A 25,524-nucleotide genomic window follows, 5' to 3' on the forward strand; every position below is an offset into this window, starting at 1 on the left:
GCCTGCGGCGTTCACGCCTCGGTCATGGGCAGGGTCACCTCGAAGCGGCAGCCACCCGACACGTTCCGTACGGCGGCCCGCCCCTGGTGCGCCTCGACGATGCCGCGCACGATCGCGAGCCCCAGCCCGGCCCCGGCCGGCGGGGTCCGCGCGTGCGTGCCGCGCCACCCGGTGTCGAAGACGCGCGGCAGATCCTCCTCCGGGATACCGCCGCAGCCGTCGGTCACGGACAGGACGACACCCTCGGCGGACCGCTCGGCGGCGACGGCGACCGTGCCGTCGGCCGGTGTCCGCCGGATCGCGTTGACCAGCAGGTTCCCCAGTACCCGGCTCATCTCCTTGCCGTCCACCTCGACCGGCACCGGCTCGATCCAGTCGCCGACCAGCCGTACACCGTGCTCCCGGGCGAGCGGATCGGCTCCCGCGAGGGCGTCGCCGATCAGGTCGTACAGGGACATCCGCGATGGGGAGAGAGTGAGCGTCCCGGCGTGTATGCGGGAGAGTTCGAAGAGGTCGCCGACCATGCCGTTGAGGCGTTCGACCTCGGTGCGGATCTGGCGGAGGTAGCGGGCGGGGTCGGCGGCGACGCCGTCCTCCAGGGCCTCGGACATCGCGCGGAGACCGGCCAGCGGGGTGCGCAGGTCGTGGGAGATCCAGGCGACGAGTTCACGGCGCGACGACTCCAACGCGCGTTCACGGTTGCGGGATTCGGCGAGCTTGGCGCTGGTCGCGGCCAACTCCCGGCTCAGGTCGGCCAGTTCGGCGGTGGTCGGACGGTCCGGGGCGAAGAAGTCGCCGTCGTCGCCGAAGTCACGTGCGGCGAGGGCGAGTTCACGGCTGCGGGCGACGACCCAGCGGCCGAGCAGCAGGGCCGTGGCCAGGGAGACCACGGCCGCCATGGCGACGACGGTGGTGACGACGGTCAGGTCGTGCGAGGAGAGGAACATCGCCTGGGCCACGGCCAACGTGCCGGCGAGCATCGCGGTCACCGCAACGGCCGCGACCACGGCGACGGAGGTGGTGAGCGAACGCCGGCGCAGCAACCACAGCGCACCCACACCCAGTACCCCGGCCGCGGCGGCCCCGAGGAGGGCGAACAGGGCTATGAGCAGCATGTCGCGCATGATCAGCCCTCCCCGGTGCCGACCGTGCCGGTGGACTCGAAGCGGTATCCGACGCCCCACACCGTCTGGATGAGCCGGGGCCGCCCGGGATCGTCCTCGACCTTGGCGCGCAGCCGCCGCACATGCACGGTGACGGTCGACAGATCACCGAAGTCCCACCCCCACACCTCCCGCATGAGGTCCTCCCGGCTGAACACCCGCCCGGGGTGGCGCAAGAAGAAGGTGAGGAGGTCGAACTCCCTTACTGTGAGGGCGAGTTCGGCTCCATTCTTGGTGGCGCGGCGGCCGGCTGAGTCGGCGGTGAGTCCGGCCGATCGCAGGGTGTGTGAGGCGGTTGCGGGCCGAGTGCGCCGTAGCACCGACTCGACGCGCAGGACCAGTTCACGGGGGCTGAAGGGCTTGGTGACGTAGTCGTCGGCGCCGACCTCCAGGCCCAGGATCCGGTCGTCCTCGTCGTCGCGCGCGGTGAGCATGATGACCGGCACGGGCCCGCGGCCGCGTAGCCGGCGGCATACTTCAAGGCCGTCGATACCCGGCAGCATGAGGTCGAGCACCACCAGGTCGGGCCAGTGTGCGGCGGCCCGGGCGAGAGCCTCCGGCCCGTCCTCGGCGCGGTCCACGACGTATCCGGCACGGTCGAGATACCCGGAGACGACCTCGGCGACGGTCGGGTCGTCGTCCACGACGAGGACGCGCATCGTGTCCCGGGGCCTGCTCAGGACGGGTACGGCGGCTGGGGATGCGTACGGCTGCTGCATGTCGTCCAGCGTCCCACCGGCCGCGCTCGCCACCCGATTTCGCGCCTCGACGTCCGCGTTTCGTAAGGACCCGAAGCCCGATATGCCCGATTCTCGCCCGTAGGGTGAAAGCCGTGACGACCTCCCCCGCAACGGAACCGGACACGGCGCCTGTCGACGTGGTCCTCCCCTGTCTGAACGAGGCCGAGGCCCTGCCCTGGGTCCTGGCCCGCATCCCGGCCGGCTGGCGTGCGCTCGTCGTGGACAACGGATCCACGGACGGTTCGGCGGAACTGGCCCGGAGCCTCGGCGCCACCGTCGTGCGCGAGGAGCGGCGCGGTTTCGGTGCCGCCTGCCACGCCGGGCTGCTGGCCGCCACCGCGGACATCGTGTGTTTCTGCGACTGCGACGCCTCGCTCGACCCGTCCCTGCTGGTGCCCTTCGTGCGCGAGGTACGGGACGGCGAGGCCGACCTGGTGCTCGGGCGGCGCCGGCCGCAGGGGCGAGGAGCCTGGCCCGCGCACGCCCGGGTGGGCAATCTCGCGCTCGCCGGGATGCTGCGCCGCCGCACCGGACTGCGCCTGCACGACCTCGGCCCGCTCCGTGCCGCCCGCCGCGCGGATCTGCTCGCCCTCGGCCTGACGGACCGTCGCAGCGGCTACCCGCTCCAGATGGTCGTCCGCGCCGCGGACGCCGGTCTGCGCGTCGCCGAGCACGACGTGCCGTATCTGCCGCGCACCGGCGCCTCCAAGGTCACCGGGACCTGGCGCGGAACCTGGCAGGCGGTGCGGGACATGCGCCGTGTCCTTGCCGAACCCCCGGCGCCCGCAGGCGTGTCGGCCACCGGCTCCTTCTCCGCACTGCAAGGAGCGAACTCCCTGTGACCACCCTTCTCGTCATCGCCAAGGAACCGCTGCCGGGACGGGTGAAGACCCGGCTGACTCCGCCGTTCACGCCCGAGGAGGCCGCCGCGCTCGCCGAGGCGTCGCTCGTCGACACCCTGCACGTGGTGCTGGCGACGCCCGCGCGGCGACGGGTGCTGGTGCTCGCCGGAACACCCGGTCCCTGGCTGCCGCCGGGCTTCGATGTCGTACCGCAGTGCGGCGGCGGGCTAGACGAGCGGCTGGCCGCCGCCTTCGCCGGCTGCGACGGGCCCGCGCTGCTCATCGGCATGGACACCCCGCAGGTGACACCCGACCTCCTCACCGTCGACTTCGCCGACTGCGACGCGTACTTCGGGCCGGCCGAGGACGGCGGCTTCTGGGCCCTGGGCCTCGCCGACCCCGACCCCGAACTCCTGCGTGGTGTACCGATGTCGACGCCCACCACCGGCGCCGTTCAGCGCGCCCGGCTGACCACCGCGGGACTGCGCGTCCGTGACCTGCCGAGTCTGCGCGACGTCGACACGGCGTACGACGCCGAACTCGTCGCCGCCGTGGCACCGGAGGGGCGGTTCGCCCGCGAACTGGCCAGGCTGCAAACGGCAGTTGCCCGGTGAACGCCGGACACGAGACGGAGCAGCCGACGGCGAAGGGGAGTCCGGCAACCGCCCTCATGAACCACCCCCCGCCGAGCCTCGCGAGTCACCCGAAGGGCGACCTCGGCGAGTGGTCGGCGCCGGCCGCCGGTCGGCTGTCCTCCGCGTCGCTCGACGTCACGGCACGCCCCTGGTCAGCCGATCCGTACACCGATGCGCTGCGCACCGGTCGCGGTCCCCTCTACCTCCGCCGCAGCGACGGCTGGCTGCTGCCCCTGGAGGTCGAACGGTGGTGCGCCGAGGCCGACGCGGCGGACCGGGAGGTGCTGGGGCGGTGCGAGGGGGCCGTGCTCGACGTGGGCTGCGGGCCCGGGCGGCTGGTGGCGGCGCTCGCCGCGCAGGGGAGGCGAGCGCTGGGTATCGACGTCAGCGAGGCCGCCGTCGCGCACACCGTACGGCTGGGCGGGCAGGCGCTGCGCCGGTCCGTCTTCGAGCCCGTCCCGGGCGAGGGCCGCTGGGAATCCGCCCTTCTCATCGACGGCAACGTCGGCATCGGTGGCAACCCGCACGCCCTGCTGCTCCGGATGTCCCAACTCCTCACCTGGGACGGGCTGTTGATCGCCGAGACCGCGCCGGTCGACGTCGACGAGCGCGTACAGGTGCACGTCGCCGACGGGCGTGGCGCCTCCGGCACGGACTTCCCGTGGGCCCGCCTGGGCACCCCTGCCCTGCTGCGCCACGCCCGCCGGGCGGGGTGGCGCCCGGACGGTCAGTGGACGGCCGACGGCCGCTCCTTCCTCGCCCTGCGCAACCGCAGGACGAGCAGCGCGGCCGAGCCCCCGAACAGCACCGCCGTGACCAGCAGCCAGCGGGACAGGAACCCGTCGCCGGACAGGCCGGTGGCCGACCGGTAGTGGTCCGCCACCTGCCCGCTGATCAACGGGAACCACACCAGCAGCAGAAGGCCGGACAGCATGGCCGGGACCCGGACGTACGCCGTCCACGTCCGGCGGCCGACCGCACCCAGCGCTCCCGCCAGGGCCCGGTCCGCCCCCGCGTACAACGGCACCAGCACCAGATCGTGCACCAGCGCCGCGCCCACGAACCACAGCGCCACCCCGAACCAGTCGTCCGCGAACAGCCGCACCCCCGCATACCCGGCGAGCGCGAACGAGCAGGCGAGGAGAAGGATCTGCAGCGGGCTGCCCAGGGACGGCCGCCTGAACGGAATGCGCATCACAGATCTCCGAACGTCATCCGGGCCACCCATTTGGTGTTGAGCACGCCGGGCGCCGCGGGGACGATGACGCGCGCCGGGTAGCCGTGGTCGGGGGTGAGGTCCTCGCCGTTGACGAACAGGGCGAGCAGGGACCGCGGATCGCGGACCTGGTTGGCACGCAGGGCCGCGCGCCGGAACGCCCCGTGGCGTTGCAGCGACTCCACGAGGACGTCGACGGGATCGTCGTGTCCGACAAGCGCGGCCAGATCCCGCAGTCGTACACCCCGCCACCACTGGTCCGATGTCGACCAGCCCTCCACGCAGGCGATGGGCAACGCCGAGCTGTGGAGCGCCAGTTGGAGGAGCTGGGGGCGGGCGAGCCGTACGCTGCGGCCCTCGCGCCCGGTCACGACCAGCCGCCACGCTTCCTCTCCGGTCTCCGTCGGGATGATGCCCGCGTAGGCGGCCGTCTTGTTGATCTGGAACCCGCCTGGACCGCCGCCCGGTTCGGGCCCGCCGTGCGGTGCGAGGACCGCCGTCTCCCGCAGCGGCCCGTCGAAGCTGCGGCCCGCCGTCGTGCCGAGCAGGAGCAACGAACCGCCGCCCACCACACCCAGGGCACCACGCCGTGAGACGGTGGGTTCGGCGGGGTTCGGGGACACCAACTCCCTTTCCTCGACGGAGGGTTCGTCCCGGAGGTGGCGCAGGTTGCGCAGGGCCAGGGGTGTCTTCAGGACGGCGTGCGCGAGGAAGGCGGCGAAGAAGACCCAGGCGCCGTAGAAGTGCAGGGGGTAGAAGGAGCCGGGAAAGATGTAGTCCAGCTGGACGTTGAGGACGCCTGTGGTGAACTCGAACAGGCCGCCGCCCACGAGGAGCAGCAGCGAGAGCCGTTCCAGGGCATGGGCGAGGGAGCGGGCGGGCGGCAGGGCGAACAGCTTCGGCACGACCGACCACAGCTTGGCGAGCAGCACGGGGATCAGCGCGATGCCAAGGGTGACATGGACGCCCTGCGTGAGGCGGTACAGCCAGGACGGGTGCGTCGGCCAGGAGAAGAGATAGAAGCCGAGCAGGCCCTTGTCCGGGGTCTGGTCGTTCACCGGCGACAGGTCCGGGTTGTAGGCGGCGTACGACACCAGACCCGTCACGAACAGCACGGTGATCCCGACGAGCAGCACGACACCCAGCACGGAGGTGAACCAGGGCCCGCGCAACGGGCTGCGCCAGAACGCGGGTGAGGAGGGGGAACGTGGCATGACCCGACCGTAGGCCGAGGACACCCCCCGAACGGGTTCGCAAACCATGACGAAACCCTGACGTCCACTCCGGCGGCGGCTCCAGCGGGCACACCCCGGCCTAGCGTGTCGGTGTGAACCGCGATCTTCTCCGCGACCGTCCCCGTACCCGTCCCGACGACCGTCCCCGTGACGTTCCGGGCGACCGCCGACGCGACCTCGTCCGCGACCTGGCCGCCGCCCTCGCCGCAGCCCTGCTCGTCCTGGTCGCCGTCCTGGTCGGCACCGCCATCCAGCGCCGTGACCATTCGCTCTTCGTCGCCTGGCCCCCCGTCTTCGCCCAGTGGGAGCCGCACGTCGGCCCCGGCACCCCGGCGGCGCTCGCCGTCGCGGTCGCCGTCGTCGCCTACGGTCCCGGCCTCGCCGCCCGACTGCCCTGGCGAGCGCTGCTGCTCACCGCCTGGGGCACCGCAATGGCCTGGACGTTCTCCCTGGCCCTGGTCGACGGCTGGCAGCGCGGCATCGCCAGTCGGCTGACGACCACGAACGAATACCTCACGGTCATCGACCGCTTCCACGACATCCCCGCCACCCTGCGCGACTTCACCCACCACATCCTCAGCCACTCCCCCGCCCCCTGGCCCGCGCACATCGCCGGGCATCCCCCGGCGGCCACCGTCACCTTCGTCCTCCTCGACCGGATCGGCCTCGGCGGCGGAGCCTGGGCGGGCGTCTGGTGCATCACCGTCGGGGCGACCGCCGCCACCGCGGTCCTCGTCACCGTGCGCGTGCTCGCCGGTGAGCAACTCGCCCGCCGTGCCGCGCCGTTCATGGTCCTGGCCCCGGCCGCCGTCTGGATGGGCACCTCGGCCGACGGCTACTTCGCGGCGGTCGCCGCCTGGTCCGTCGCGTTCCTCGCCCTCGCGGTCACCGGACACCGGCCACGCACGGCCGGCCTCGCCGCCGGTCTCCTCTTCGGCCTCACCGCGTATCTCTCCTACGGCTTGACGCTGTTCGCAGTGATCGCGGGCGCCGCACTGCTGCTCGGGCACCGGCGGCTCGCCCCTCTCCCGTACGTCGTCGCCGGACTTACCGTCGTACCACTGGTGTTCACGCTGCTGGGCTTCAACTGGTGGGAGGCGTACCACCTGTTGATCACCCGCTACTACGAAGGCGTCGGCGGGACCCGGCCGTACAGCTACTGGGTGTGGGCGAACCTGGCCTGCACCGCGCTGCTCGTCGGCCCGGCGACAGCGGCGGGGCTGCGACGCGCGGGCACCGCTTCCGCACGTCCCGAACTCCGGGACCTCCGGAGCGGTCTCCGTACCGCCGCACCCGAACACCGCCTCTCCCTGCTCGTGTTCGCCGCTCTGCTCGCCCTCCTCGTCGCCGATCTCTCCGGCATGAGCAAGGCGGAGACGGAACGCATCTGGCTGCCGTTCGCGATGTGGCTGCTCCCCGCCTGCGCGTTCCTTCCCCGGCCCCGCGCCTGGCTCGCCGCACAGGCCGTGCTGGCCCTGCTCATCAACCACCTGCTGCTGACGGGCTGGTAACACTGAACCGGGCAAGCTCGGGAGGTTGCGGAGAAGTCCCGCGCCGCGCTCCATCACGGCATCCTCGTCACCGGCGACTCAGCCGACTGCCCCTGCCAGGCATCCTGGCCCTCGGAGTCGAGCAGTCCCGAGCATCTGTGAGCCGGCCCGCCGCCGCTGACACCGCCGCAGCCGAGTCACCGGCTTCCCGGTTCGTGATCGTCACGCCGCAGCACGACGCGAACGTTGCCCGAAGGATCCAGGACGAAGCACCCGGGTGGTGACATCGGGCCCGCGTCGGACGTGCCCTGCCGGCGGCCGGGCCGCGGAGATGGTCAGCGGTCGAGCACCGGTCCCGCGGTGTCCAGCGCGGCGCCGACACGGTCGGCCAGGCTCACGGCCACGAGACGCGCCTGCAGCGGCGGCGGTGGCGTACCGGGCTCCGGCCGCATCATGAACCGGCCGAGGTAACGGCCTCCGACCGAGGCACGCAGTTCGATCTCCTCACCGGGCCAGCCGTCCTTGTCCAGGTCCCAGTGGGCACGGGCGGCGGCGGTCAGCATGCCGTCCTGTTCCAGACGGGGGTGCCTGCCCAGCAGCATCCCGTGTTCGAAGCGGCAGCCACGCAGCCCCAGGATCTCGACGAGCTGCTGTCGTACCTGGTCCACCACGGCATACGGCGAGGCTCCCGCCTGGACCATGCTCGCCGTCTCGTGGATCCGCGCCAGATGGGCCGCGTCGGTGACGGTGACCAGCTTCAGGGTGCGGGCGTGGGCGGCCAGTTGGGAGACGGCCACGCCCACCGCCAGTAGCAGGAGCGTGGTGGTGATGTCGTCACCGTGGGAGATGGTGAACCGCTGGTAGGGGCGGGTGAGGAAGAAGTCGAACCATGCCGCCGCCGAGAGCGCGGCCAGCACGCCGGCGGCCCGGCTGCCGAGGGCGGCGACCGCCACGATGATCACGACCAGGATCAGCGCGAGGTTCGCGGACGTCATGTGCGTACGGAAAGGCACCAGGGCGAGGGCGACGACGAGCGGAGCGGGCAGGGCAACCGCCAGGGCGATCCGGTCACGCAGAGGCATCCGCATGCTCCACCACCTCACGAGAGCGCGGGACAGCCCCTTGTCCAAGAGGCCGCCCACACAGCGATCGACGCGGTACGGCGTCGGCAAGGTCAGCATCCCGCTGCCGCCCTCGCCCGACTACCGGGAAGGCAGCGGTCTTGATGCATTCCTGACAGCGCGCCCGTCAGGTGGCCTCGTAAGTGACGGGCCGGGTGTGGCCTAGGCTGGGTGGGACGTCCCAGACCTTGGCGTGGCCATCGCTGTCGCAGCGTGCGGATCCACAGGGAGCGGACGATGTATTCGAGACTGGAACCAGACAGGCATCTTGTCCGCACGCGGGCGCTTCCTCCTGCCTCGTGGGTGGCGCGCCTGGCTGGACGTGGGGGAACCGCTCACGTCAGCCCTGCTCCGATGCCTCAGCCGCGCGGGGGCGCCCGATGACCGGCAACCGCCTGGGCAAGGCCCTGCGTCTGCTCCAACTCCATGACCCGTTCGACGAGGTCCCCGAAGTCACCGTGGCGTGCACCGACGCCCTGGAGATGGAGGGCCTGGCGGTCTCCCTGATCTCCGGCGGCGTCGACATCGAACTTCTGTGGTGTACCGATGAGACGACGCGCCAATTCGAGGACCTGCAGTTCACTCTCGGGCAGGGGCCAGGACCCGACACCGTGCGCACCGGGAGGATGGAATCGGTGCCCGACTGGGCCCAGGTCCACCCGGGCCGCTGGCCCGGACTCACGACGGAGGTCATGGGGCTGAAGGCCCGCGCTGTCTTCTGTTTCCCGCTGGCGATCGGCGCCGTCCATCTCGGCGTCCTGACCGCTGTGCGCCGAACCCCTGGTCCCTTGACCGGGCGGCAGGTCTACAACGCCTCAATACTCGCTGCCGCGCTGACCGCTCAATACCTCAATAGTGGCGAAGCACAGCTGACGTACCTAGCCCTGGGCAGGGTGCTGCTGCGCCGTCGCCTGATCCATCAGGCGAGCGGCGTGGTCAGTGCCCAACTCGATATTCCCGCACCCCAGGCTCTGCTTCGACTGCGCACCTTCGCCTACAGCAGCGGACGCTCTGTCACCGACGTCTGCCAGGACGTGGTGGACCATCGGCTCAGCCTGGACGGCGCCTGACCGGCAGTAGGCAGCGTCCGGTCGAGCGCGTCGGCTTCTCGACCCGATGGAATCAGTTCTGCCCCAGGCGCTTCCGGGCAGAACACGCGCGGACCCGATCCGGCCCAACCTCACACTGTCCTGAGGGTGCCCAACGCGACCAGCCCACCCACCGTCACTGCGTGGAAGGCTGCGACACAGGACAACGGCTGTCCGGCCGGGCCGCCGTGCTCATCGCTCCGGATGATGGTCCGGGCCCCGGCCGGGGTACCAAAGGGGCTGAACCGTCGACGAGCCTAGGCCACCTCGTGCGGCTCTTCAGCCACGCTCTCCAGTTCGCCTGCCGTGTCAGCCGCAGGTGCGGGCTTGTGCCGGCGCCCGGTCAGGCGGGTGGCCAGGGGCTCGGTGTAGCGGGCGGTGAGCGGGCCGACGATGACCAGGATCAGGACGTACGCCGTGGCCAGGGGGCCGAGGGAGGGTTCGATGCCGGAGGTGACGGCGAGTCCGGCGATGACGATGGAGAACTCGCCCCGGGCGACCAGCGTGCCGCCCGCCCGCCAGCGGCCCTTCGCCGAGATCCCCGCGCGTCGGGCGGCCCAGTACCCCGTGGCGATCTTCGTGCCGGCGGTGACGACCGCCAGGGCCAGCGCGGGCAGCAGGACGGGCGGGATGCTCGCCGGGTCGGTGTGCAGGCCGAAAAAGACGAAGAACACGGCGGCGAACAGGTCCCGCAGCGGGGAGAGCAGGTTGTGCGCGCCCTCCGCGGCCTCTCCGGACAGGGCGATGCCGACCAGGAACGCGCCCACGGCGGCCGAGACTTGGAGCTGCTGGGCGAGGCCGGCGACCAGCAGGGTCAGGCCCAGGACGACCAGCAGCAGCTTCTCCGGGTCGTCGCTGGAGACGAAGCGGGAGATGTGGCGGCCGTAGCGGACCGCGACGAGCAGGACCAGTGCCGCGGCGCCGAGGGCGACGGCCAGGGTGAGGCTGCCCGCCGCGAGGCCCGTGCCGGCCAGCAGGGCGGTGATGATCGGCAGGTAGACGGCCATGGAGAGGTCTTCCAGGACCAGGACGCTGAGGATGACGGGGGTCTCGCGGTTGCCGAGGCGGCCCAGGTCGCCGAGGACCTTGGCGATGACACCCGACGAGGAGATCCAGGTGACCCCGGCCAGCACCACCGCGGCGACCGGTCCCCAGCCGAGCAGCAGCGCCATGGCGGCACCGGGCAGCGCGTTGAGGGCGGCGTCGACGAGACCGGCGGTGTACTGGGTCTTGAGGTTGGAGACGAGATCGCTGGCCGAGTACTCCAGGCCGAGCATCAACAGCAGCAGGACGACACCGATCTCGGCGCCGATGGCGACGAACTCCTCGCTCGTGCCCAACGGGAGCAGCCCACCCTCGCCGAAGGCCAGCCCGGCCAGCAGATAGAGCGGTATCGGGGAGAACTGGAAGCGCGCGGCGAACCGGCCCAGCAGTCCCAGGGCCAGGATGATCGCGCCGAACTCGATCAGGAACCTCGCGGACGAATGCATCGCGGTCACTCCCGCCCGAGTATCGCCGCGGCCGCCTCGACGCCCTCGCGCGTGCCGATCACGATCAGGGTGTCCCCGCCGGCCAGCCGGAAGTCCGGCGTGGGAGACGGGACGGCCTCGGCCCGGCGCAGTACGGCCACGATCGAGACGCCGGTCTCGGTGCGCATCCGGGTCTCGCCCAGCACCCGGCCGTTCCAGTACGAGAGCGCCGACAACTGGACGCGCTCCGCGACCAGTCCGAGTTCGGTGGTGGACAGCAGGTTCGGGCTGTGGTGCGAGGGCAGCAGGGCGTCGATGAGCGCCGTCGTCTCCCCCGCGGTCAGCCGTACCGACAGGGCGCAGGCGTCAGGATCGTCCGCACGGTATGCGTTCAGCGTGCGCTCGCCGTCCCGGTGCGCGACCACCGACACACGGCGCCGCTCACGCGTCGTCAGGTCGTAGCGGACACCGATCCCTGGCAACGGCGTACTGCTCACGCGTGGAGTACCCATGTGTGTCTCCCTGTCCTCTGTCTCTGTCATCTCTGTCCGATGTCGGTGCGGTGGTCCTGTTCAGGCCAGTGCGAAGTAGCGCAGCCACACATAGCCGAGCGAGATGGCCACGGTGACGGCGGTGACGATCAGGCCGTACTTGGTGAACTGCCAGAAGGTGATGGGCTGTCGGTTGCGTTCGGCGATACCGAGGACGACGACGTTCGCGGAGGCGCCGATGGCGGTGGCGTTGCCGCCCAGGTCCGCGCCGAGGGCGAGGGCCCACCACATGACGTGGTCGCCGGCGCCGCCCATGTTGTGGACCAGGTCACTGGTGATGGGCGCCATGGTGGCGACGTACGGGATGTTGTCGACCACCCCGGACAGGACCGCGGAGGCACCCAGCATGGTCAGGGAGCCGCCGAGTTCGTTCGTGCCGATCGCGTCGGCGAGCGCCTTGGAGACCTCGTCGATCACACCGGTGTCGATCAGTCCGCCGATCATGATGAACAGGCCCGCGAAGAAAGCGAGCGTGGGCCACTCGACCTCGGACAGGACCTCGCTCGTCTCGGCCGTGGAGACGGCGACGAGCAGCCCGGCGCCGAGGAGCGCGACGATGCTGGGCTCGTAGTGCAGTACTGGGTGCAGCACGAAGCCGGCGACCACCAGGGCCAGGACGATCAGGCCCTGGACCAGCAGCCGCGGGTCCTTGATGGCCTCGCGCTCCTCCAGGGCCATGATCTCGGCGGCGCGGTCCTCGTCGTAGACGAAGGTCTTGCGGAACATCACCCGGCACAACAGGACGAGGACCACCACCAGGACCGCGGACAGCGGGGCGAGGTGGACCAGGAAGTCGTTGAAGGTGATCCCGGCCCGGCTGGCGATGATGATGTTGGGCGGGTCGCCGACCAGGGTCGCGGTGCCGCCGATGTTCGAGGCGAACACTTCGGCGATCAGGAACGGGGCCGCGGGCAGGGCGAGGCGTTCGCAGACCAGCAGCGTCACCGGGGCGATCAGCAGCACCGTGGTCACGTTGTCGAGCAGAGCGGAGGCTACCGCCGTGATGACGACGAGCATGGCCATCACCCGGAAGGGTTGGGCGCGGGCCTTCTTCACGGACCAGATGGCCAAGTACTCGAACATGCCGGTCTTCTTCAGCACGCCGACGATCATCATCATGCCCATGAGCAGGAAGATGACGTTCCAGTCGATGCCGGAGTCCTCGGAGTAGAACGCCGAGACGTCGTCGGTCGCCCCGATCGCCAGCATCAGGCCCGCGCCGCCCAGGGCGACAGCGACGCGGTGGATCTTCTCGCTGATGATCAGGGCGTACGCGCCGACGAATACGACAATCGCCGCCCAGCTGTGCCAGTCGTTCACGGTCCTCCGGTTGCCGAGAGTGCTTGTGGTGAGGTGCTTGTGGGGGCGTCCGTGTCGCCACTTCCGTCCGGGATGCCTGCCAGGTCCTCGACGTCGAAGGCTCGGGCGATGGGCACGTCCGTGGAGCTGTGGGCGACGATCGAGAAGGCGATGCACACCGCGACCAGCGTGAACGCCTGCTCCGCCTGCGGGATTCCGGACTGCAGGACCAGCAGGCCGTAGACGACCGAGGCGAAGCCCTTCGGGCCGAACCAGGCCGCCACCAGCTTCTCCCGCCGGGAGATGCCCGTGCCGAGCAGGGACAGCAGCAGCGAGGACGGGCGGATCAGGAAGATCGCCAGGACCACCGCCGCGTACCCGCCGAGCGACAGGGCACCGAACAGCTTCGGAGTCAGGAGCGCGCCGAACACGAGAAGCGCCGCGAACTTCGCCAGTTCCGCGAGGGCCTCGCCGAGCGGTTCGAAGGACGTCTTCGCCTCCGGTGAGACGTGGGCGAGGACCGCGCCCGCGGAGAACGCCGCCAGGTAGGGGTTGGCGTGGGTGAGGTGGCAGGCCGCGTACAGGGTGATGCCGCTCGCCAGCGGCAGCAGCGGCTGGAGTTTCGCCTCCGCGCCCAGCAGCCGGAACCGCACCAACACATTGACCAGCAGGGGCAGTACGACACCGAAGGTCAGGCCGAGCAGCAGCTCGACCGCGATCTTCCCGGGTGACGCCTCGGCGCTGCCCGCGGTGGGACCGGCGGCGGCGATCAGGAGCAGGACGACGGGGAGGGCGAGTCCGTCGTTGACGCCGCTTTCCACGTTCAGCAACTGCCGCAGCTTGGCAGGGACTTCGGTGCGCCCGACGATCGCCGAGGCGAACACCGGGTCGGTCGGCGCCAGCACGGCGCCCACCAGGAACGATGTCGTCCAGTCCAGGCCCACCAGGAAGTGGGTGACCAGTGCCATGAAGACGAAGGCGAGGGGCATGCCCAGCCCGAGGGCCCGCGCCGGGTTCCTCCAGTGGGCGCGCAGCTTCGGCAGCGAGACGTGCATGCCGTCGGTGAACAGCACCGCGAACAGGGCAAGATCCGCCGTCACGGAGACGATCTGACTGTCGGGGGTGATGTGGATCAGGCCGAGAAAACCGTCGCTGACAAGCGCGCCCCCGGCCAGGAAGAGGAAGGACGTGGACAACACCGTGCGGGCCGCCAGGCCCGACAACAGCACCGCCACCAGCAACGCGACACCGAACACCGCCACCAGCACCATGCCGAGTACCCCCGATCGGAAGAGAGAGCGATCCCCTGCTCGCCGACCAGGCTTCCCGGCACACCGCTGGAAACCTTACCGGTTCTTGACGCGTCTTTAACAGGCCGTTGCCAGGCACCGCGGGATGCACGGTCTTGCCGGTTTCCGGCAAGGAGCAAGCCGCGCCGGACGGTGCCCCCCTTCGTGTCGGACACCGTCCACCCGCGTGGCTGCCCACGGAACGTACGCCTAGGCTGACGATCAGGTGTGCCGGGAAATCTGGTCGGCGATCGGTCCTCCTCTGCCCTCGGAGCCCCGCATGCCGCACTCCCCCGCAGGTCACGGACCTCACGAGCACCATCGTCTCCGGGAGGTCGGACACCGCCTACGGAACGCCCTGCGGCACCCGACCGTCAGCGTGATCTCCGACGGGGACCACGTCGTTCTACGCCTCGCGGGGGAAATCACCTCACGCAACGCGAAGAAGGTCGGCGAACGTCTGCGGGAGGCCCTCGATGCCCGTCCCGGTGTCCTCGAAGTCGATCTCGGCCGGGTGACCTACCTCAGCAACGACGGGGGCTCGGCGTTCTTCCGGGCACTGCGGGCGCCACGCCCACACGGCACCCTGGTGACCGTGACGCACGCGAGTGCCCGCGCCCGGACCACGCTCACCCAATTGGGCCTGGCTCGCCTCATCGACATCCGTACCGATTCGGACCGGGACGAGCTCTGACCCCGGAAGTCAGCAGGAAGCGGCGGCGAGCAGCCGTTCCAGCAGATGGGAAGCGGTGATCACGCCGAGCAGACGCACGCTCGCCCCGTTCTTCTCCACGACGGCCACCAGCGGGCTGCGCACCTGCGCCATCTGAGCGGCGACCTCCAGCGCGGTGTCGTCCGGCGCGGCGACGGCGGGCCGTGGCGTGCTCTTCGACAGGCAGTCGCGCACCTTGCGGCCCGCGAGCGCCTCGCACAGCCGGTCGGCATGGCGCTCGTCGACCACCGCCGCGAGGGTCGGGTCCTCGACGACATAGGCCGGCACCAGGATCTTGACCATCTGGGAGGCGGGCAGGATCGCCTTCGGCGCTCCCCGTTCGTCGACCACCAGCAGCGCGGGGAGCCGCTGTTCGGCCATCAGCCGCGCGGCGTCCAGAGCGTCGCTGTCAAGGCCGACCGTTTCGTACTCCACCGCCAGGTCACGCGCGCGCACGCTCGGCTCCTGTCTCACGCTCGATGCACCGACTGCCGGCCTGTCCGGTCGTACACCGCAACGGCAGGCTGGTCGTACGAGCACGATACAACCGACGGCTCAGGACGTACGTCCTGCGGACTAGCCCGCATCCGCCGTCGGTCCCCGCGAACCAGCACGGCCGTACCGAACGCCACAATCACCAGGGCGGCGGCAAGCGGCGCGAGGTAGTAGGCCATCACCGCTCCTCCCATCCCGCTGCATCCCAGGCGTCCAGGTCAGTGGCGTTCACGGCATACGTCCTTAGGCATGAGGAGAGTTGACGTGCGAGGCATGAGGACGTGGCCCCGGTGCAGGTGGGCTCTGGCTCAAGCGGCGTCGTGGTGCGCAGTCGGCCGGGACAGCCCGCGTTCGTCAGGGAAATGACGGCTCAGCCGCCGCACGCACCGGCGGGTCAGCCGCCAGGCAACGAGCGGCGCACCGACTGCCACCACCAGACGCAGCCCCCAGCCGATCGCCCACGGCGGCGCGAGGACGGCCAGGAGAGCGGTCGCACCGACGCCGAGGACCCACGCGAGCACCGTGAGCAGAGTGACCGCGACCGCCACCGGCACTCCGCCCATGCCCGAGGCGTCCAGATCGGCGTCCGCGTCGAAACTGTCCAGGGCCACGAGTCCGACGGCGAGAAGCAGCCAGAAGCACACGGCCACCAGCAGGGCGGCGGTGCACAGGATCATGGGCAGGCCCGTGGCGGCTTCCACGAAGATCCGCATCGCCGGCCCCTCCCCCGCTCGCCTCGTACTCCGACGGGGCACCGCTCCCCTCCGGGTTTCGGCCCGGCACCGTCTGCCGGTGTCCGGCACCGGAACCATCCGCAGTGCTCCCCGCACGCCATGCTGCACGGCCGAGCCCCGCCCCCGCATTGCCGGTTCCCGGCAGCATTCACTAGGGTCTGCATGCCGGTGAGCCGCTAAGAAACCATCACCGATGCGTCAAGATCGCGGGGGCCACATGACGAACCGAAGGATTCCCGACCACTACCTGGACGGCTACGCCGAGATCCTCACCGGGGTCTCGGCCACCGGCCGGCGCCTCACCCGGGAGGAGATCGAGTCCCGGCGCACCCTGGGGGAACAGGCCGCCGACGCCGGCCACGGGCTGCGCGACCTCGTCAGCGCACACCTGGTCGCTGCTCGCCTCGCCTGGCCCCGCGCCTCCGGCTCGACCGACATCGCACTCGCCGCCGTGGAGCAGGCGATAGACGCCTTCGCCGAGGGCTACGAACGCGCCCAGCGACTCGCCGTACGACAGGAGGAGGCGGCCCGGCGGGAGTTCATCGACGACCTCCTCTACGGCCGCAGCGACCTGGGCCGCCTCGCCGAACGTGCCGAGCGCTTCGGCCTGCGTCTGTCCCACGCCCATGCGGTGGCCGTCGCACAGGGCCCGGCCGCCTACGACGAGGGCGACCATGTGCCCCGGCAGGTGGAGCGCGCGCTCATGGCCCGCTTCGGCGACCGCAGCATCCTGCTCACCACCAAGGACGGCCGCCTGCTGTGTGTCGCCCCCGGCCACCAGGACGAGGTCCTCGCCCACTTCGCCAAGCAGGTGTACGCCGCCACCGACGGCTGTCGCGTCGCCGTCGGGCGTCCACAGCCAGGCGCCGGCGGGATCGTGCAGTCGTACGAGGAGGCACTGAACGCCCTCGACCTGGCCGAGCGTCTCGGCCTCGAAGGGCCGGTGCTGCGCGCCGCCGACCTGCTCGTCTACCCTGTGCTGACCCGCGACCGGCAGGCGATGGCCGACCTCGTCCTCGACACCCTCGGACCACTCACCACGGCCCGCGGCGGCGCCGAGCCGCTCCTCGGCACCCTCACCACCTACTTCGATTCCGGCTGTGTGGCCGCCGAGGCCGCCCGCCGCCTGACGCTGAGCGTGCGCGCCCTGACATACCGCCTGGAACGCATCCACAAGCTCACCGGTGCCGACCCAGCCGACCCCGCCCACCGCTACATGCTCCAGACCGCGGTGATCGGCGCCCGTCTGCTGGACTGGCCCGCTCAGGAGCTCTGAGGGCGATTCGGGCAGGCGGCACCGGCGTTCTCGCGGCACCCGCACCCCCAGTGCCTTGGCCGGCGTGGCCTGGTCGTCGGCCACGAAGAGCATGTACCAGCTGGCCGGGACGCGGTTGCGGTTGTCGGGAACGGTGACCTGGATTCCCGTGCCGTCCTTGGTCTTCTTCAGGGCGAGGGCGATGGAGCGCTGTTCGACGCCGGTGACGTGGGTGGTGGAGCTGGGGTGGATTAGCCGCGCCGTCTTGATCACCGACGCGTACTTGGTGAAGGTGGCGTTTGCGCCGAGCTTGACGGTGCTCGGCCCGCTCGTGAGTGACGGCCGCGCATCCCGGTAGAGGTAGGGCGGCGTGTAGATCTCCAGCCGCTGCTCGAAGACCCCCGGCCTGGTCTTGACCTTGTCGGCGAAGAGCGAGTCGCCGCCGAACGTGATCACCCGTCCTTCGGACGGCAGGATCGATCCGGATGGGTAGTTGCGGCCCACCTCGGGGTCGGCGACCCGGCGCATCGTGCCGGTCTTCGCGTCGTAGATGCGGGCCTGGAGGAAGTTCTGCGAGGACGGGTCCCCGTAGTCCTGGGAACCGCCGGTGATCAGGACGGTGTCGTCCGGAAGGACCAACAGCTCCGGGTAGCGGATGCCCTTCTCCAGCTCGGGCCCGTCCACGAAGTGCGGGCTGATCGCCGTTAGGTCGGTGATCCGGGTCTTGTGCGACGACTTCGTGGACTCACCGATGCCGCCTCCACCGACCACCATGAACTACTCCTGCCGGACAGGGCCGGCACCCGCCCGGCGGCGAGCCGGGTCAGGGTCGGGTACCAGCGCGCCTCGTTCATCGGGGCGACCTTGGTGAACTTCTCGGTGTACGGGTTGAACTCGTACACCTGACGGATGCCCTGGAAGCAGGTGACAGATGCGATCGCCGGAGCATTGGCACACCGCCCACCCCAGACGTGAAGTGCTCCAGGACGTCCGCGGGAGGACACTGGGATGGGAAACGGGGGCGGGAGCGGCGGTACGCACGAGGGGGTGTCGACCATGGCAGGAACCCGAGTCGGCAGGCTCTGGACCTGGCGCTGGCGCCGGAGTCCACTCAGGCGCGGCAGTGACCTCGTCGAAGCCTGGATCGTGCTCGCGGCGTGGCTGATCGCGCTGGCCGGGAGCCTCCTCGCGGGGCTGACGACAGCGGACGCGGTGAAACGAGGGCTCGACCAGCAGCGAACGGAACGCCGCCCGATCACGGCGGTCCTGACCGAGAAGGCAGACGGCAGCACGTCGGCACAGGCCGTGGACGACAGCCGCGTATGGGCCGGTGTGCGCTGGACCGCTCCAGACGGTTCATCGCACACCGGCCGTACGGAGGTACGTCCCAGCACGCCGAAGGGCACCCTGGTCACGATCTGGACCGACCGGCAGGGGCAACTCGTGTCGAAGCCGCTCACACCCGGGGACGCGGAGTTCCAGGCGGACTGGACGGGCGCGCTGGCCGCGGCGGGCACGGCCGGTGTTGTGTTCGGCAGCGCTCAGCTCGCCCGCGCCGGGCTGGAGCGGCGACGTCTGAGGGAATGGGAGGAGGAATGGATGCGCGTCGACACCCGCCGAGGCGGGAGGACCGGATGACGCAACGCAGAACCCCTCAACTCCTCAGCTCTTCAACGCCACTTGGGTGGAGCCCGTTGGGCGAAACGCACCCCCGGAGCCGGAGAGTGCGGTGCGATGCGACTGGCCGACCGCTGCCGGGACCAACGACTCCGAATAGTGGCAGGATGCGAAGGTGGGCGGGAAAACGCGTCCCCAGCGAGAAACGCGCACCGAAGGCGGGACACCGGGACGTGTCCGCCCGGCCACTTACATCGTGCCGCTCAACGGGGGTCGGTCGTATGACGCTCAGCGCCCTCGGCAATCCTAAGGGACTCGACCTGATCACCCTGGACCCGGCATACCACCTCATCCGCCCTCCGATCCGCCGAGCCCCCGAGGGACTCGCCCTCTGCACCGTCCTGGACCGCGGCGCTACAGAACTGGAAGCGATCCGCAAGGAGTTGCGCCGAATCAAGGATCTGCCATGAGGAAGACCGCCGACCTCCTTCGTGACGAACTCCCCACTGGGATAGCGCAGTTGAGCCGCGGACCGGTCGAGTTCCGCTACGAACCCCGCGGCCCGGCCACCGTCGTGATCTTCTACGGCGGTCACCTGCGCGCCGGACTCTCCCTGGGCGAAGAGGTGTTCACCGACGGCGGCTGTTCGTTGCTGGTGGTGTCGCGGCCCGGATACGGCCGCACGCCGCTCACCACCGGGGACTCGGTGACCGGATTCGCCGATGTCACAGCCGAGTTGTGCGCTCATCTCGGAATCAGCGCCGTCGCCGCGGCGGTCGGTGTCTCGGCCGGCGGCCCAACTGCGGTGGCCATGACGGCGCGTCACCCGACGCTGGTGGAACGGTTGATCCTGCAGAGCGCGGTCGGACCGCTGCCCTGGCCAGACCGTCGAACACGCATCGGCGCCCGCCTCGTCTTCGCGGCCGGAGCGGAGGCCGTGACCTGGGCAGCCCTCCACACCCTGCTACGGCGCGCACCCGACGCGGGCCTACGACTGCTGCTGCGCGACCTCACGATCGTTCCCGTCCGGGACATGCTGGCGGCTCTGCGACCGGAGGACCGGGCCAGACTCGTCGGTCTCTTCTCCCGCATGCGATCGGGACGCGGCTTCGTGCACGACCTCAAGGCACTGCGGACCCCGGCCACCCTGACCCGCCTGGCTGCGCAGGTCCGCAGGCCCACGCTGGTGATCGCCTCCCGCAAGGATGCGGCGGTGCCGTTCACCCATGCCCAGGCCCTCACATCGACGATCCCCGGCGCGGAGCTGGTGGAAAGCCAGGCCGACGGACACCTTGTGTGGTTCGGCCAGGACTGGCCCTCGATCTCCGAGAGGATCCGCACTTTCCTCACACCTCCGGAGGCGATTGCCGAGCCCGGTCGACACGCCCGTTAGGACCGGATCGTTCAGCAGCCGGTCTCGTCCGGAAGGCAGCGGGGATCCACTTCCGCCATCCTCAACGACCTGTGCTCGGACACCGCCGGGGAGTACCGCCTCAGCGTCGTCTTCCCCAAAGGTCACGCCATCGTCTACGACATGTTCGGCTGTGGGGTACAGCGCGTGAACGGCGTCCACCACCGAGCACTCCCACGGCCCTCGACGCATGTACCGCTCTGCCGGAAGCCGAACCCCAGAAGCCAGTCGCGGGCTTCCCCGAGAGCGACGAGAACGACCGCCGAAGCCGCTCATCGGGCCGGCGAGGCGGGCTGTGCGAGTCCTTGCCCAGGAGCCAGAGGACCAAGGCGAGCAGCGCCCACCACATGCCGAGCGACAAGGTCGCGCGTCTCGCGCACGGGCTCACATCGTCCCTGCCGGACGCGTGCCCGGAGTGTCGTCCGGTCCGCACTCCTCGGCACCCATTTCCATGGTGAAGACCAACGGGTCGCTGTCGAAACCACGGATCATGTCGTGGAACTCCCAGGCACCGGAGCCGTCCCTCGTGAACTCCGCGACCGTCGTGGCGGTCGCGTCGGCGACCCGGGCGAAGTTGTCTGCCAGTAGTTCCCTGTATCCCTCGACAACCAGCACACCGGCATTGGCCATGTCGCCGAACGTCCGGCGCCCGCCGTCCTGATGGATGGCCACCCCCACCACGACCCGGCCGTAGGCGGAGGCCAACCTGTCGAACTCCAGACTCATGACCTCGACGTAGCCCAAGCCCAGCCCGGTCCGGCTATGCCGGGACATGTTGATGGTGCCGTCGGGTGACCGGCTGTCGTAGTGGACGACATAGACCGGCCGCCCGTAGAGGTCGTCCGCGGAGTAGGTCGTGGCGATGATGTCGAGATGCCGAGGCGGTTCCCCCAGGGGACTCGGGTCCCACTTGAGTCGCACCTCGACCTTCCCCAGCCCCTTGCCCGCGCTGCTCACCGGACGCCACCTTTCCCTCATCGAACCATCCCACGACGGGTCGGCCCCTACTCGTCAAGTATGGCCTGTGACCAGCCACTTGATGCTTCCTTGATGACCTCCGGGCCGAGCCGACAGCAATGGCGGCACGCGAGACCACCTCTGTCCTGGATGCCCAAGAGATAGAACGAAAGCGGGACGGTGAAACGGTGGTCGGCGCACAACCGACTCATCGCTTCTCCTGTTTTCGATCTCCCGGACAGTCTCGGTGCAACGTAGCCACTGCATGCGCCCGACGACCTCCGACAGACCCGTCCATACGGTCACTCGGCGTACGCACCGAAACTGTCCGGGTAGACGCCCACCCACTTCTCCCGGGGCGGCGAAATGGGGCTTCCTGTGGGGAGAATCTGGGGAGTATGAGCGGCGCTGGGGAGCGCTTGGGGAGAATCGACTGCGTCACGCAGCACCATTCCGAAAGACTCCGAAAGGCCCATCTGCGCAGGTCAGAGATGAGGACGGGAGCATCACAGCAGGTCAGCACCCCCAGGTAGACAACTTCAAGAAGATCTCGAGCTGGGCGGCCATTCTCTTTGCTCCTACACTCGTAGGAACTATCTACGGCATGAACTTTGAGAACATGCCGGAGCTGGGCTGGCGCTTCGGATACCCCTTCGCGATCGGCTTGATGGGGGTAGTTTGCGTAAGCTTGTACCTGATTTTCAAGCGGCGGGACTGGCTCTAGGGTCAGGCAATCGCGCCTCCAGCCGCTGACCCTGTTTGCTCTCGCATCTCTCGAAGATGGCGCCGTAACCGGCTTTGGGGAGCCGCTGGGGAGAAGTGATGCGGGTGATCTCCTCACCCTGCCTCCGACGAGCCCCTGAACAGGTCTTTTGCGCGTTGGCGGCCGCTGGGGAGAATCCGGGGAGAAACGAATGGCAGCCCGCGCTTCGGGCTTTCGACAAGCGACCCGCATGGCTTCCTGCTCGCCGACGCGCGGCGCGAGGCGTGGGACGGGGGCGCCCCCTTGGCAGTCTGCTGACACCTGATGACGCTGCCGTGGGAGCCTCCGTCCGTGGCGTAACGGCGGCTCCCACTCTGTTATCGGGCGACGTAGCCGCCGTCGACGGGAAGGGCAACGCCTACGACGAAACCGGCTCCCGGGCTGCACAGCCACAGGACCGCTTGGGCGATCTCCTCGGCCGTACCGAGGCGGTTGATGGGCTGGTTGGCCTCGGCCTCGGCTCGGTCCAGCTCTCCCTTGGCGATCATGTCGCTGACCATCGGGGTGTCGATGGTGCCGGGGCAGACGGCGTTGATGCGGATGCCGCGCGGGGCGTACTCCAGGGCCGCGCTGGTGGTCAGACCGATCACGCCGTGCTTGGAGGCGTGGTAGGAGGCACGGCCGGGGAGGCCGACCAGGCCGCCGAGGGAGGAGCAGTTGACGATGGCGCCGCCGCCCTGGGCGCGCATGTGTCGCAGCTCGTGTTTCATGCAGGCCCACACGCCGCGGAGGTTGATGGCATTGACGCGGTCGAACCGTTCGGCGGGTTCGTCGGCGGCGTCGCTGGGTGGGATCTGGATGCCGGCGTTGTTGTAGGCCATGTCGAGGCGTCCGAAGGTCTCGACGGTCCGGTCGACCGCGGCCGCCACCTGGTCCTCCTCGCTGACGTCGCAGGTGAGGGCGAGTGCTCGGTGGCCGGAGTCGGTGAGTTCCTTGACGGCTGCGTTGAGGGCGGCTTCGTCGATGTCGGTGAGGGCGACGGCGGCCCCGGATGCGGCGAAGGCGCGGGCGGTCGCCAGGCCCATGCCGGAGCCGGCGCCGGTGACGAGGGCGACCTGGCCGGTGAAGTCGTAGGTGGGGTTCACGTGTTTCCCTGCCGTTGAGAGTGGGCCTGGTCAGGAGGCGGTTTCGATGGTGACCTCGGTGGCGGTGGCGAGGCGTTCGGTGTCGCCGTGCACGCGGCCGAGGATGATCAGGCCGGCATCGCTGGAGCCGCTGCCTCGGTAGTAGAGGGCCAGGTTGCCCCAGGGCGCGTAGTACGCCAGGTCTCCCGGCTTGGCTTCGGCGGCGTCCGGGGCACCAGAGGTGGACAGCCGACGGGGCAGGTCAGCGATCTTCTCGGTCTCGTGGAAGTCGCTCAGGTTCAGCGTGAGCGGGAGCAAGGCGGCGAAGTCGCGGGCCGTGGCGCTGTCGTTCAGGGTGGCGTCGAGCCGGTGGCCGTCGATGGTGAGGCGGATGTTCATGGCGGTGTCCTTGTCATCGGACGGTGCGGCTGGTGCCGTGGCCGTCGGCGTTCGCTGTGACGCGGAGGCAGAGACGGAGGGCGAGGACGGGGAAGAAGGGGACGGGGCCGCCTCATCGGTACAGGCGGTCACCGCAAGCAGCAAGACGGTCGGGACAGCGCGGGCAAGACTGGAACGGGTGGTCGGGCTCACGGCATCCTCCGGGGCGTCAGTCGGGCAGGGGCTCGGAGTAGTGGCGGAAGCCGTCGCGCTTGAGGTGGATGTCGTACAGGCGGTGGGCCAGCACCTCAGGGCTGCTGTGCTCGGCGTCGGGGCGGATGGCTCCCGGGATGATCAACTGGGCGACGTGGATGTTCTCCGGGGCGAGGGCGTCGTACAGCATGCGTGCGTAGGCGCTCTCGGCCGCGAAGGCCATGGAGGTTCCGGCGACCTTCGGGTTGGGGCGTACGGCGCTGCCGCCGTTGACGAACAGCAGGGTGCCGCGGCCGAGTTCGCGCATGCCGGGAAGGACGGCGTTGACCGCGGTGACCGGGCTCTTGACGGAGAAGGCGAGCGGCGCGTCGAGGTCGTCGGCAGTCGTGTCGAGGGCCGGCTTCATGAAGTCGGCGCGAGGGACGGGGCTGTACTGCAGGATCTCGATGGGACCCATGGCGGCTGCCGCCGCGTACATGGCCGCGTCCAGTGACTGGATGTCGAGGACGTCGGCGGTGAAGCCCCGCGCCTGGATGCCGTCGCGGGCCAGCTCGGCGGTCAGTCCGTCCAGCTTCTCGGCGCTGCGGGAGATGAGGGCGACGGTATGGCCGGCGGTTCCGAAGCGGCGGGCGGTGGCGAGCCCCAGGCCGGGGCCGGCGCCGACGAGGGCGAAGGTCGTCATGGTGAGTCCTTGTGGGTGGAGGGGCTTCGCTCAGGGTGGGGAGGATCTTGCGGGCACGGCGCTCGGGATCGCCGGGCAGGCTGCTCTATGTCGAGCCTCACACGCCGAGGCAAGGGCCATAAGCGGAGAAAGACATCCGGGGAGGGAGACATCCGGGGAGGAAACTCTCCCTCCTTCCTCTGGTCCGTTCGGTGTCATGCTGATCGGCATGACCGGCAACGTTCCCCTCAACGAGCTGGGAGAATTCCTCAAGAAGCGCCGCGCCGAGCTGAGTCCTCGCACCGTCGGGCTGCCCGACAACGGCGGCCTCCGCCGGGTCGCCGGGCTGCGCCGCGAAGAGGTCGCCCAGCTCGCCAGCATCAGCATCGACTACTACACACGTCTCGAACAGGGCCGTATGCAGGCGTCCGCGCCCGTGCTGGACACGCTCGCCCGGGTGCTCCACCTCGACGACGACGAACGCGGATATCTCTTCCAGCTCGCCGGCAAGACCACCACCCGCGCCCGCAGCCGGGGCCGACAGAGGGTCCAGCCGCAGCTGCAACGCGTGCTGGACGATCTGACCGCCACCCCCGCCATCGTGCAGGGCCGACGCGGGGACATCCTGGCCTGGAACGCGCTGGCGGCCGCGCTGGTCACCGACTTCTCCCGAATCCCGGAGAAGCACCGCAACTACCCGCGGCTCATCTTCACGGATCCGGCCATGCGCACCCTGTACGCGGACTGGGAGACCTCCGCGCGGCTCGCTGTGGCGCAGCTGCGGATGGAAGCCGCGCAGTATCCCGAGAACTCCCGCCTCATCGAGCTGGTCGGTGAACTGTCCCTGTGCGACAAGCAGTTCGCCCAGTGGTGGGGTGACCACCGCGTCGCGGCCCGCACGGTGGGCACGAAGACCCTCAACCACCCGGTGGTCGGCGAACTGGTCCTGGACTGGGACACCCTGACCGCCAACACCGACCCCGACCAGCACCTCACCGTCTGGACGGCCGCACCCGGCTCGTCCACCCACGAGCGGCTGCGCATCCTCGCCTCCTGGGCCGCCGACCACGATCTGCTGGCTTCTCCCCCGCTCGCCTGACCACGGTCGGGCCCTTACTCGCCGAGC

Annotated in this window: 25 protein-coding genes and 2 pseudogenes; 12 read left to right on the forward strand and 15 right to left on the reverse strand. The window is 70.2% G+C overall.

What is annotated here, in order from left to right; translation table 11 throughout:
• Positions 1-11: 11 nt before the first annotated feature.
• A complete protein-coding gene (locus OG504_RS12815) occupies positions 12-1,124 on the reverse strand; it encodes a sensor histidine kinase (protein WP_405989929.1) in 1,113 nt (370 codons plus the stop codon).
• 2 nt (positions 1,125-1,126) lie between these two features.
• A complete protein-coding gene (locus tag OG504_RS12820; protein WP_405989930.1) occupies positions 1,127-1,882 on the reverse strand; it encodes a response regulator transcription factor in 756 nt (251 codons plus the stop codon).
• 104 nt (positions 1,883-1,986) lie between these two features.
• Here OG504_RS12820 and OG504_RS12825 point away from each other — a divergent pair, with 104 nt between their 5' ends.
• The 3 genes from OG504_RS12825 to OG504_RS12835 are packed head-to-tail and all read left to right on the forward strand — an operon-like array spanning position 1,987 to position 4,252.
• Positions 1,987-2,745, forward strand: coding sequence for a glycosyltransferase family 2 protein (locus tag OG504_RS12825; RefSeq protein ID WP_405989931.1), 759 nt, complete (start codon positions 1,987-1,989; stop codon positions 2,743-2,745).
• Entirely contained in the window at positions 2,742-3,359 is a 618-nt protein-coding gene (locus OG504_RS12830; protein WP_405989932.1) for a DUF2064 domain-containing protein, read from the forward strand. The genes OG504_RS12825 and OG504_RS12830 overlap by 4 nt, the downstream gene beginning before the upstream one ends.
• Before the next feature lie 56 nt (positions 3,360-3,415).
• The gene (locus tag OG504_RS12835) at positions 3,416-4,252 is read left to right on the forward strand and encodes a class I SAM-dependent methyltransferase (RefSeq protein WP_405996320.1); all 837 of its coding nucleotides are present in this window, start codon (positions 3,416-3,418) and stop codon (positions 4,250-4,252) included.
• Positions 4,253-4,574: 322 nt separating this feature from the next.
• Here the strand turns inward: OG504_RS12835 and OG504_RS12840 are convergent, their stop codons facing one another.
• On the reverse strand, positions 4,575-5,810 hold the full coding sequence (locus OG504_RS12840; RefSeq protein ID WP_405989933.1) for a molybdopterin-dependent oxidoreductase: 1,236 nt from the start codon (positions 5,808-5,810) through the stop codon (positions 4,575-4,577).
• Between the two features lie 113 nt (positions 5,811-5,923).
• On the opposite strand from OG504_RS12840, the gene OG504_RS12845 reads away from it, so the two are divergent.
• Positions 5,924-7,342, forward strand: a complete 1,419-nt coding sequence (locus OG504_RS12845; protein WP_405989934.1) for a hypothetical protein — start codon at positions 5,924-5,926, stop codon at positions 7,340-7,342.
• Between the two features lie 314 nt (positions 7,343-7,656).
• On the opposite strand, the gene OG504_RS12850 is transcribed toward OG504_RS12845, so the two are convergent.
• Entirely contained in the window at positions 7,657-8,409 is a 753-nt protein-coding gene (locus tag OG504_RS12850; RefSeq protein WP_405989935.1) for a DUF4118 domain-containing protein, read from the reverse strand.
• Positions 8,410-8,822: 413 nt separating this feature from the next.
• Between OG504_RS12850 and OG504_RS12855 the strand changes: the two genes are divergently transcribed.
• Positions 8,823-9,512, forward strand: a complete 690-nt coding sequence (locus tag OG504_RS12855) for an ANTAR domain-containing protein (protein WP_405989936.1) — start codon at positions 8,823-8,825, stop codon at positions 9,510-9,512.
• A 275-nt stretch (positions 9,513-9,787) separates the two neighbouring features.
• Here the strand turns inward: OG504_RS12855 and OG504_RS12860 are convergent, their stop codons facing one another.
• Genes OG504_RS12860 through OG504_RS12875 form a run of 4 tightly spaced genes read right to left on the reverse strand, consistent with a single transcriptional unit; the run spans position 9,788 to position 14,120 of the window.
• On the reverse strand, positions 9,788-11,020 hold the full coding sequence (locus OG504_RS12860) for a cation:proton antiporter (RefSeq protein ID WP_405989937.1): 1,233 nt from the start codon (positions 11,018-11,020) through the stop codon (positions 9,788-9,790).
• A 5-nt stretch (positions 11,021-11,025) separates the two neighbouring features.
• Entirely contained in the window at positions 11,026-11,511 is a 486-nt protein-coding gene (locus tag OG504_RS12865; protein WP_405989938.1) for a cation:proton antiporter regulatory subunit, read from the reverse strand.
• A gap of 60 nt (positions 11,512-11,571) precedes the next feature.
• Entirely contained in the window at positions 11,572-12,870 is a 1,299-nt protein-coding gene (locus OG504_RS12870; RefSeq protein WP_405989939.1) for an SLC13 family permease, read from the reverse strand.
• Positions 12,867-14,120 (reverse strand): cation:proton antiporter, encoded by a 1,254-nt coding sequence (locus OG504_RS12875; protein WP_405989940.1) that lies wholly within the window; start codon positions 14,118-14,120, stop codon positions 12,867-12,869. The genes OG504_RS12870 and OG504_RS12875 overlap by 4 nt, the downstream gene beginning before the upstream one ends.
• Positions 14,121-14,418: 298 nt before the next feature.
• On the opposite strand from OG504_RS12875, the gene OG504_RS12880 reads away from it, so the two are divergent.
• On the forward strand, positions 14,419-14,832 hold the full coding sequence (locus tag OG504_RS12880) for an STAS domain-containing protein (protein WP_405989941.1): 414 nt from the start codon (positions 14,419-14,421) through the stop codon (positions 14,830-14,832).
• Positions 14,833-14,841: 9 nt separating this feature from the next.
• Here the strand turns inward: OG504_RS12880 and OG504_RS12885 are convergent, their stop codons facing one another.
• The gene (locus OG504_RS12885; RefSeq protein ID WP_405989942.1) at positions 14,842-15,306 is read right to left on the reverse strand and encodes a CBS domain-containing protein; all 465 of its coding nucleotides are present in this window, start codon (positions 15,304-15,306) and stop codon (positions 14,842-14,844) included.
• Between the two features lie 347 nt (positions 15,307-15,653).
• Positions 15,654-16,058 carry a hypothetical protein gene (locus OG504_RS12890; RefSeq protein WP_405989943.1) on the reverse strand — a complete coding sequence of 135 codons (405 nt, stop codon included), beginning with the start codon at positions 16,056-16,058 and terminating at the stop codon, positions 15,654-15,656.
• A gap of 238 nt (positions 16,059-16,296) precedes the next feature.
• On the opposite strand from OG504_RS12890, the gene OG504_RS12895 reads away from it, so the two are divergent.
• Complete coding sequence (locus OG504_RS12895) at positions 16,297-17,355, forward strand: PucR family transcriptional regulator (protein WP_405989944.1); 1,059 nt, start codon at positions 16,297-16,299, stop codon at positions 17,353-17,355.
• A 33-nt stretch (positions 17,356-17,388) separates the two neighbouring features.
• Here OG504_RS12895 and OG504_RS12900 read toward each other — a convergent pair.
• A pseudogene (locus OG504_RS12900) lies at positions 17,389-18,254 on the reverse strand (galactose oxidase-like domain-containing protein); the annotation flags it as partial.
• A gap of 136 nt (positions 18,255-18,390) precedes the next feature.
• Here OG504_RS12900 and OG504_RS12905 point away from each other — a divergent pair.
• The 3 genes from OG504_RS12905 (at position 18,391) to OG504_RS12915 (ending at position 20,344) form a co-directional block, all read left to right on the forward strand.
• A complete protein-coding gene (locus OG504_RS12905; RefSeq protein ID WP_405989945.1) occupies positions 18,391-18,972 on the forward strand; it encodes a hypothetical protein in 582 nt (193 codons plus the stop codon).
• A 260-nt stretch (positions 18,973-19,232) separates the two neighbouring features.
• Positions 19,233-19,421: a hypothetical protein gene (locus tag OG504_RS12910; protein WP_405951467.1), complete on the forward strand. Its 189-nt coding sequence runs from the start codon at positions 19,233-19,235 to the stop codon at positions 19,419-19,421.
• Complete coding sequence (locus tag OG504_RS12915; RefSeq protein ID WP_405951466.1) at positions 19,418-20,344, forward strand: alpha/beta fold hydrolase; 927 nt, start codon at positions 19,418-19,420, stop codon at positions 20,342-20,344. The genes OG504_RS12910 and OG504_RS12915 overlap by 4 nt, the downstream gene beginning before the upstream one ends.
• A 402-nt stretch (positions 20,345-20,746) precedes the next feature.
• Here the strand turns inward: OG504_RS12915 and OG504_RS12920 are convergent, their stop codons facing one another.
• Positions 20,747-21,319: a TerD family protein gene (locus OG504_RS12920; RefSeq protein WP_405951465.1), complete on the reverse strand. Its 573-nt coding sequence runs from the start codon at positions 21,317-21,319 to the stop codon at positions 20,747-20,749.
• A gap of 526 nt (positions 21,320-21,845) precedes the next feature.
• On the opposite strand from OG504_RS12920, the pseudogene OG504_RS12925 reads away from it, so the two are divergent.
• Positions 21,846-22,043, forward strand: a pseudogene (locus OG504_RS12925) (CorA family divalent cation transporter); the annotation flags it as partial.
• Positions 22,044-22,399: 356 nt separating this feature from the next.
• On the opposite strand, the gene OG504_RS12930 reads toward OG504_RS12925, so the two are convergent.
• The 3 genes from OG504_RS12930 to OG504_RS12940 form a co-directional block, all read right to left on the reverse strand.
• Complete coding sequence (locus OG504_RS12930) at positions 22,400-23,167, reverse strand: glucose 1-dehydrogenase (protein WP_405989946.1); 768 nt, start codon at positions 23,165-23,167, stop codon at positions 22,400-22,402.
• Positions 23,168-23,197: 30 nt separating this feature from the next.
• The gene (locus tag OG504_RS12935; RefSeq protein WP_405989947.1) at positions 23,198-23,545 is read right to left on the reverse strand and encodes a cyclophilin-like fold protein; all 348 of its coding nucleotides are present in this window, start codon (positions 23,543-23,545) and stop codon (positions 23,198-23,200) included.
• 208 nt (positions 23,546-23,753) lie between these two features.
• Positions 23,754-24,419, reverse strand: a complete 666-nt coding sequence (locus OG504_RS12940; RefSeq protein ID WP_405989948.1) for an SDR family NAD(P)-dependent oxidoreductase — start codon at positions 24,417-24,419, stop codon at positions 23,754-23,756.
• Positions 24,420-24,615: 196 nt separating this feature from the next.
• Here OG504_RS12940 and OG504_RS12945 point away from each other — a divergent pair, with 196 nt between their 5' ends.
• Positions 24,616-25,497 carry a helix-turn-helix domain-containing protein gene (locus OG504_RS12945; RefSeq protein WP_405989949.1) on the forward strand — a complete coding sequence of 294 codons (882 nt, stop codon included), beginning with the start codon at positions 24,616-24,618 and terminating at the stop codon, positions 25,495-25,497.
• Positions 25,498-25,524 lie beyond the last annotated feature (27 nt).

The organism is Streptomyces sp. NBC_00986, from assembly GCF_045162565.1.
Lineage (GTDB): Bacteria > Actinomycetota > Actinomycetes > Streptomycetales > Streptomycetaceae > Streptomyces.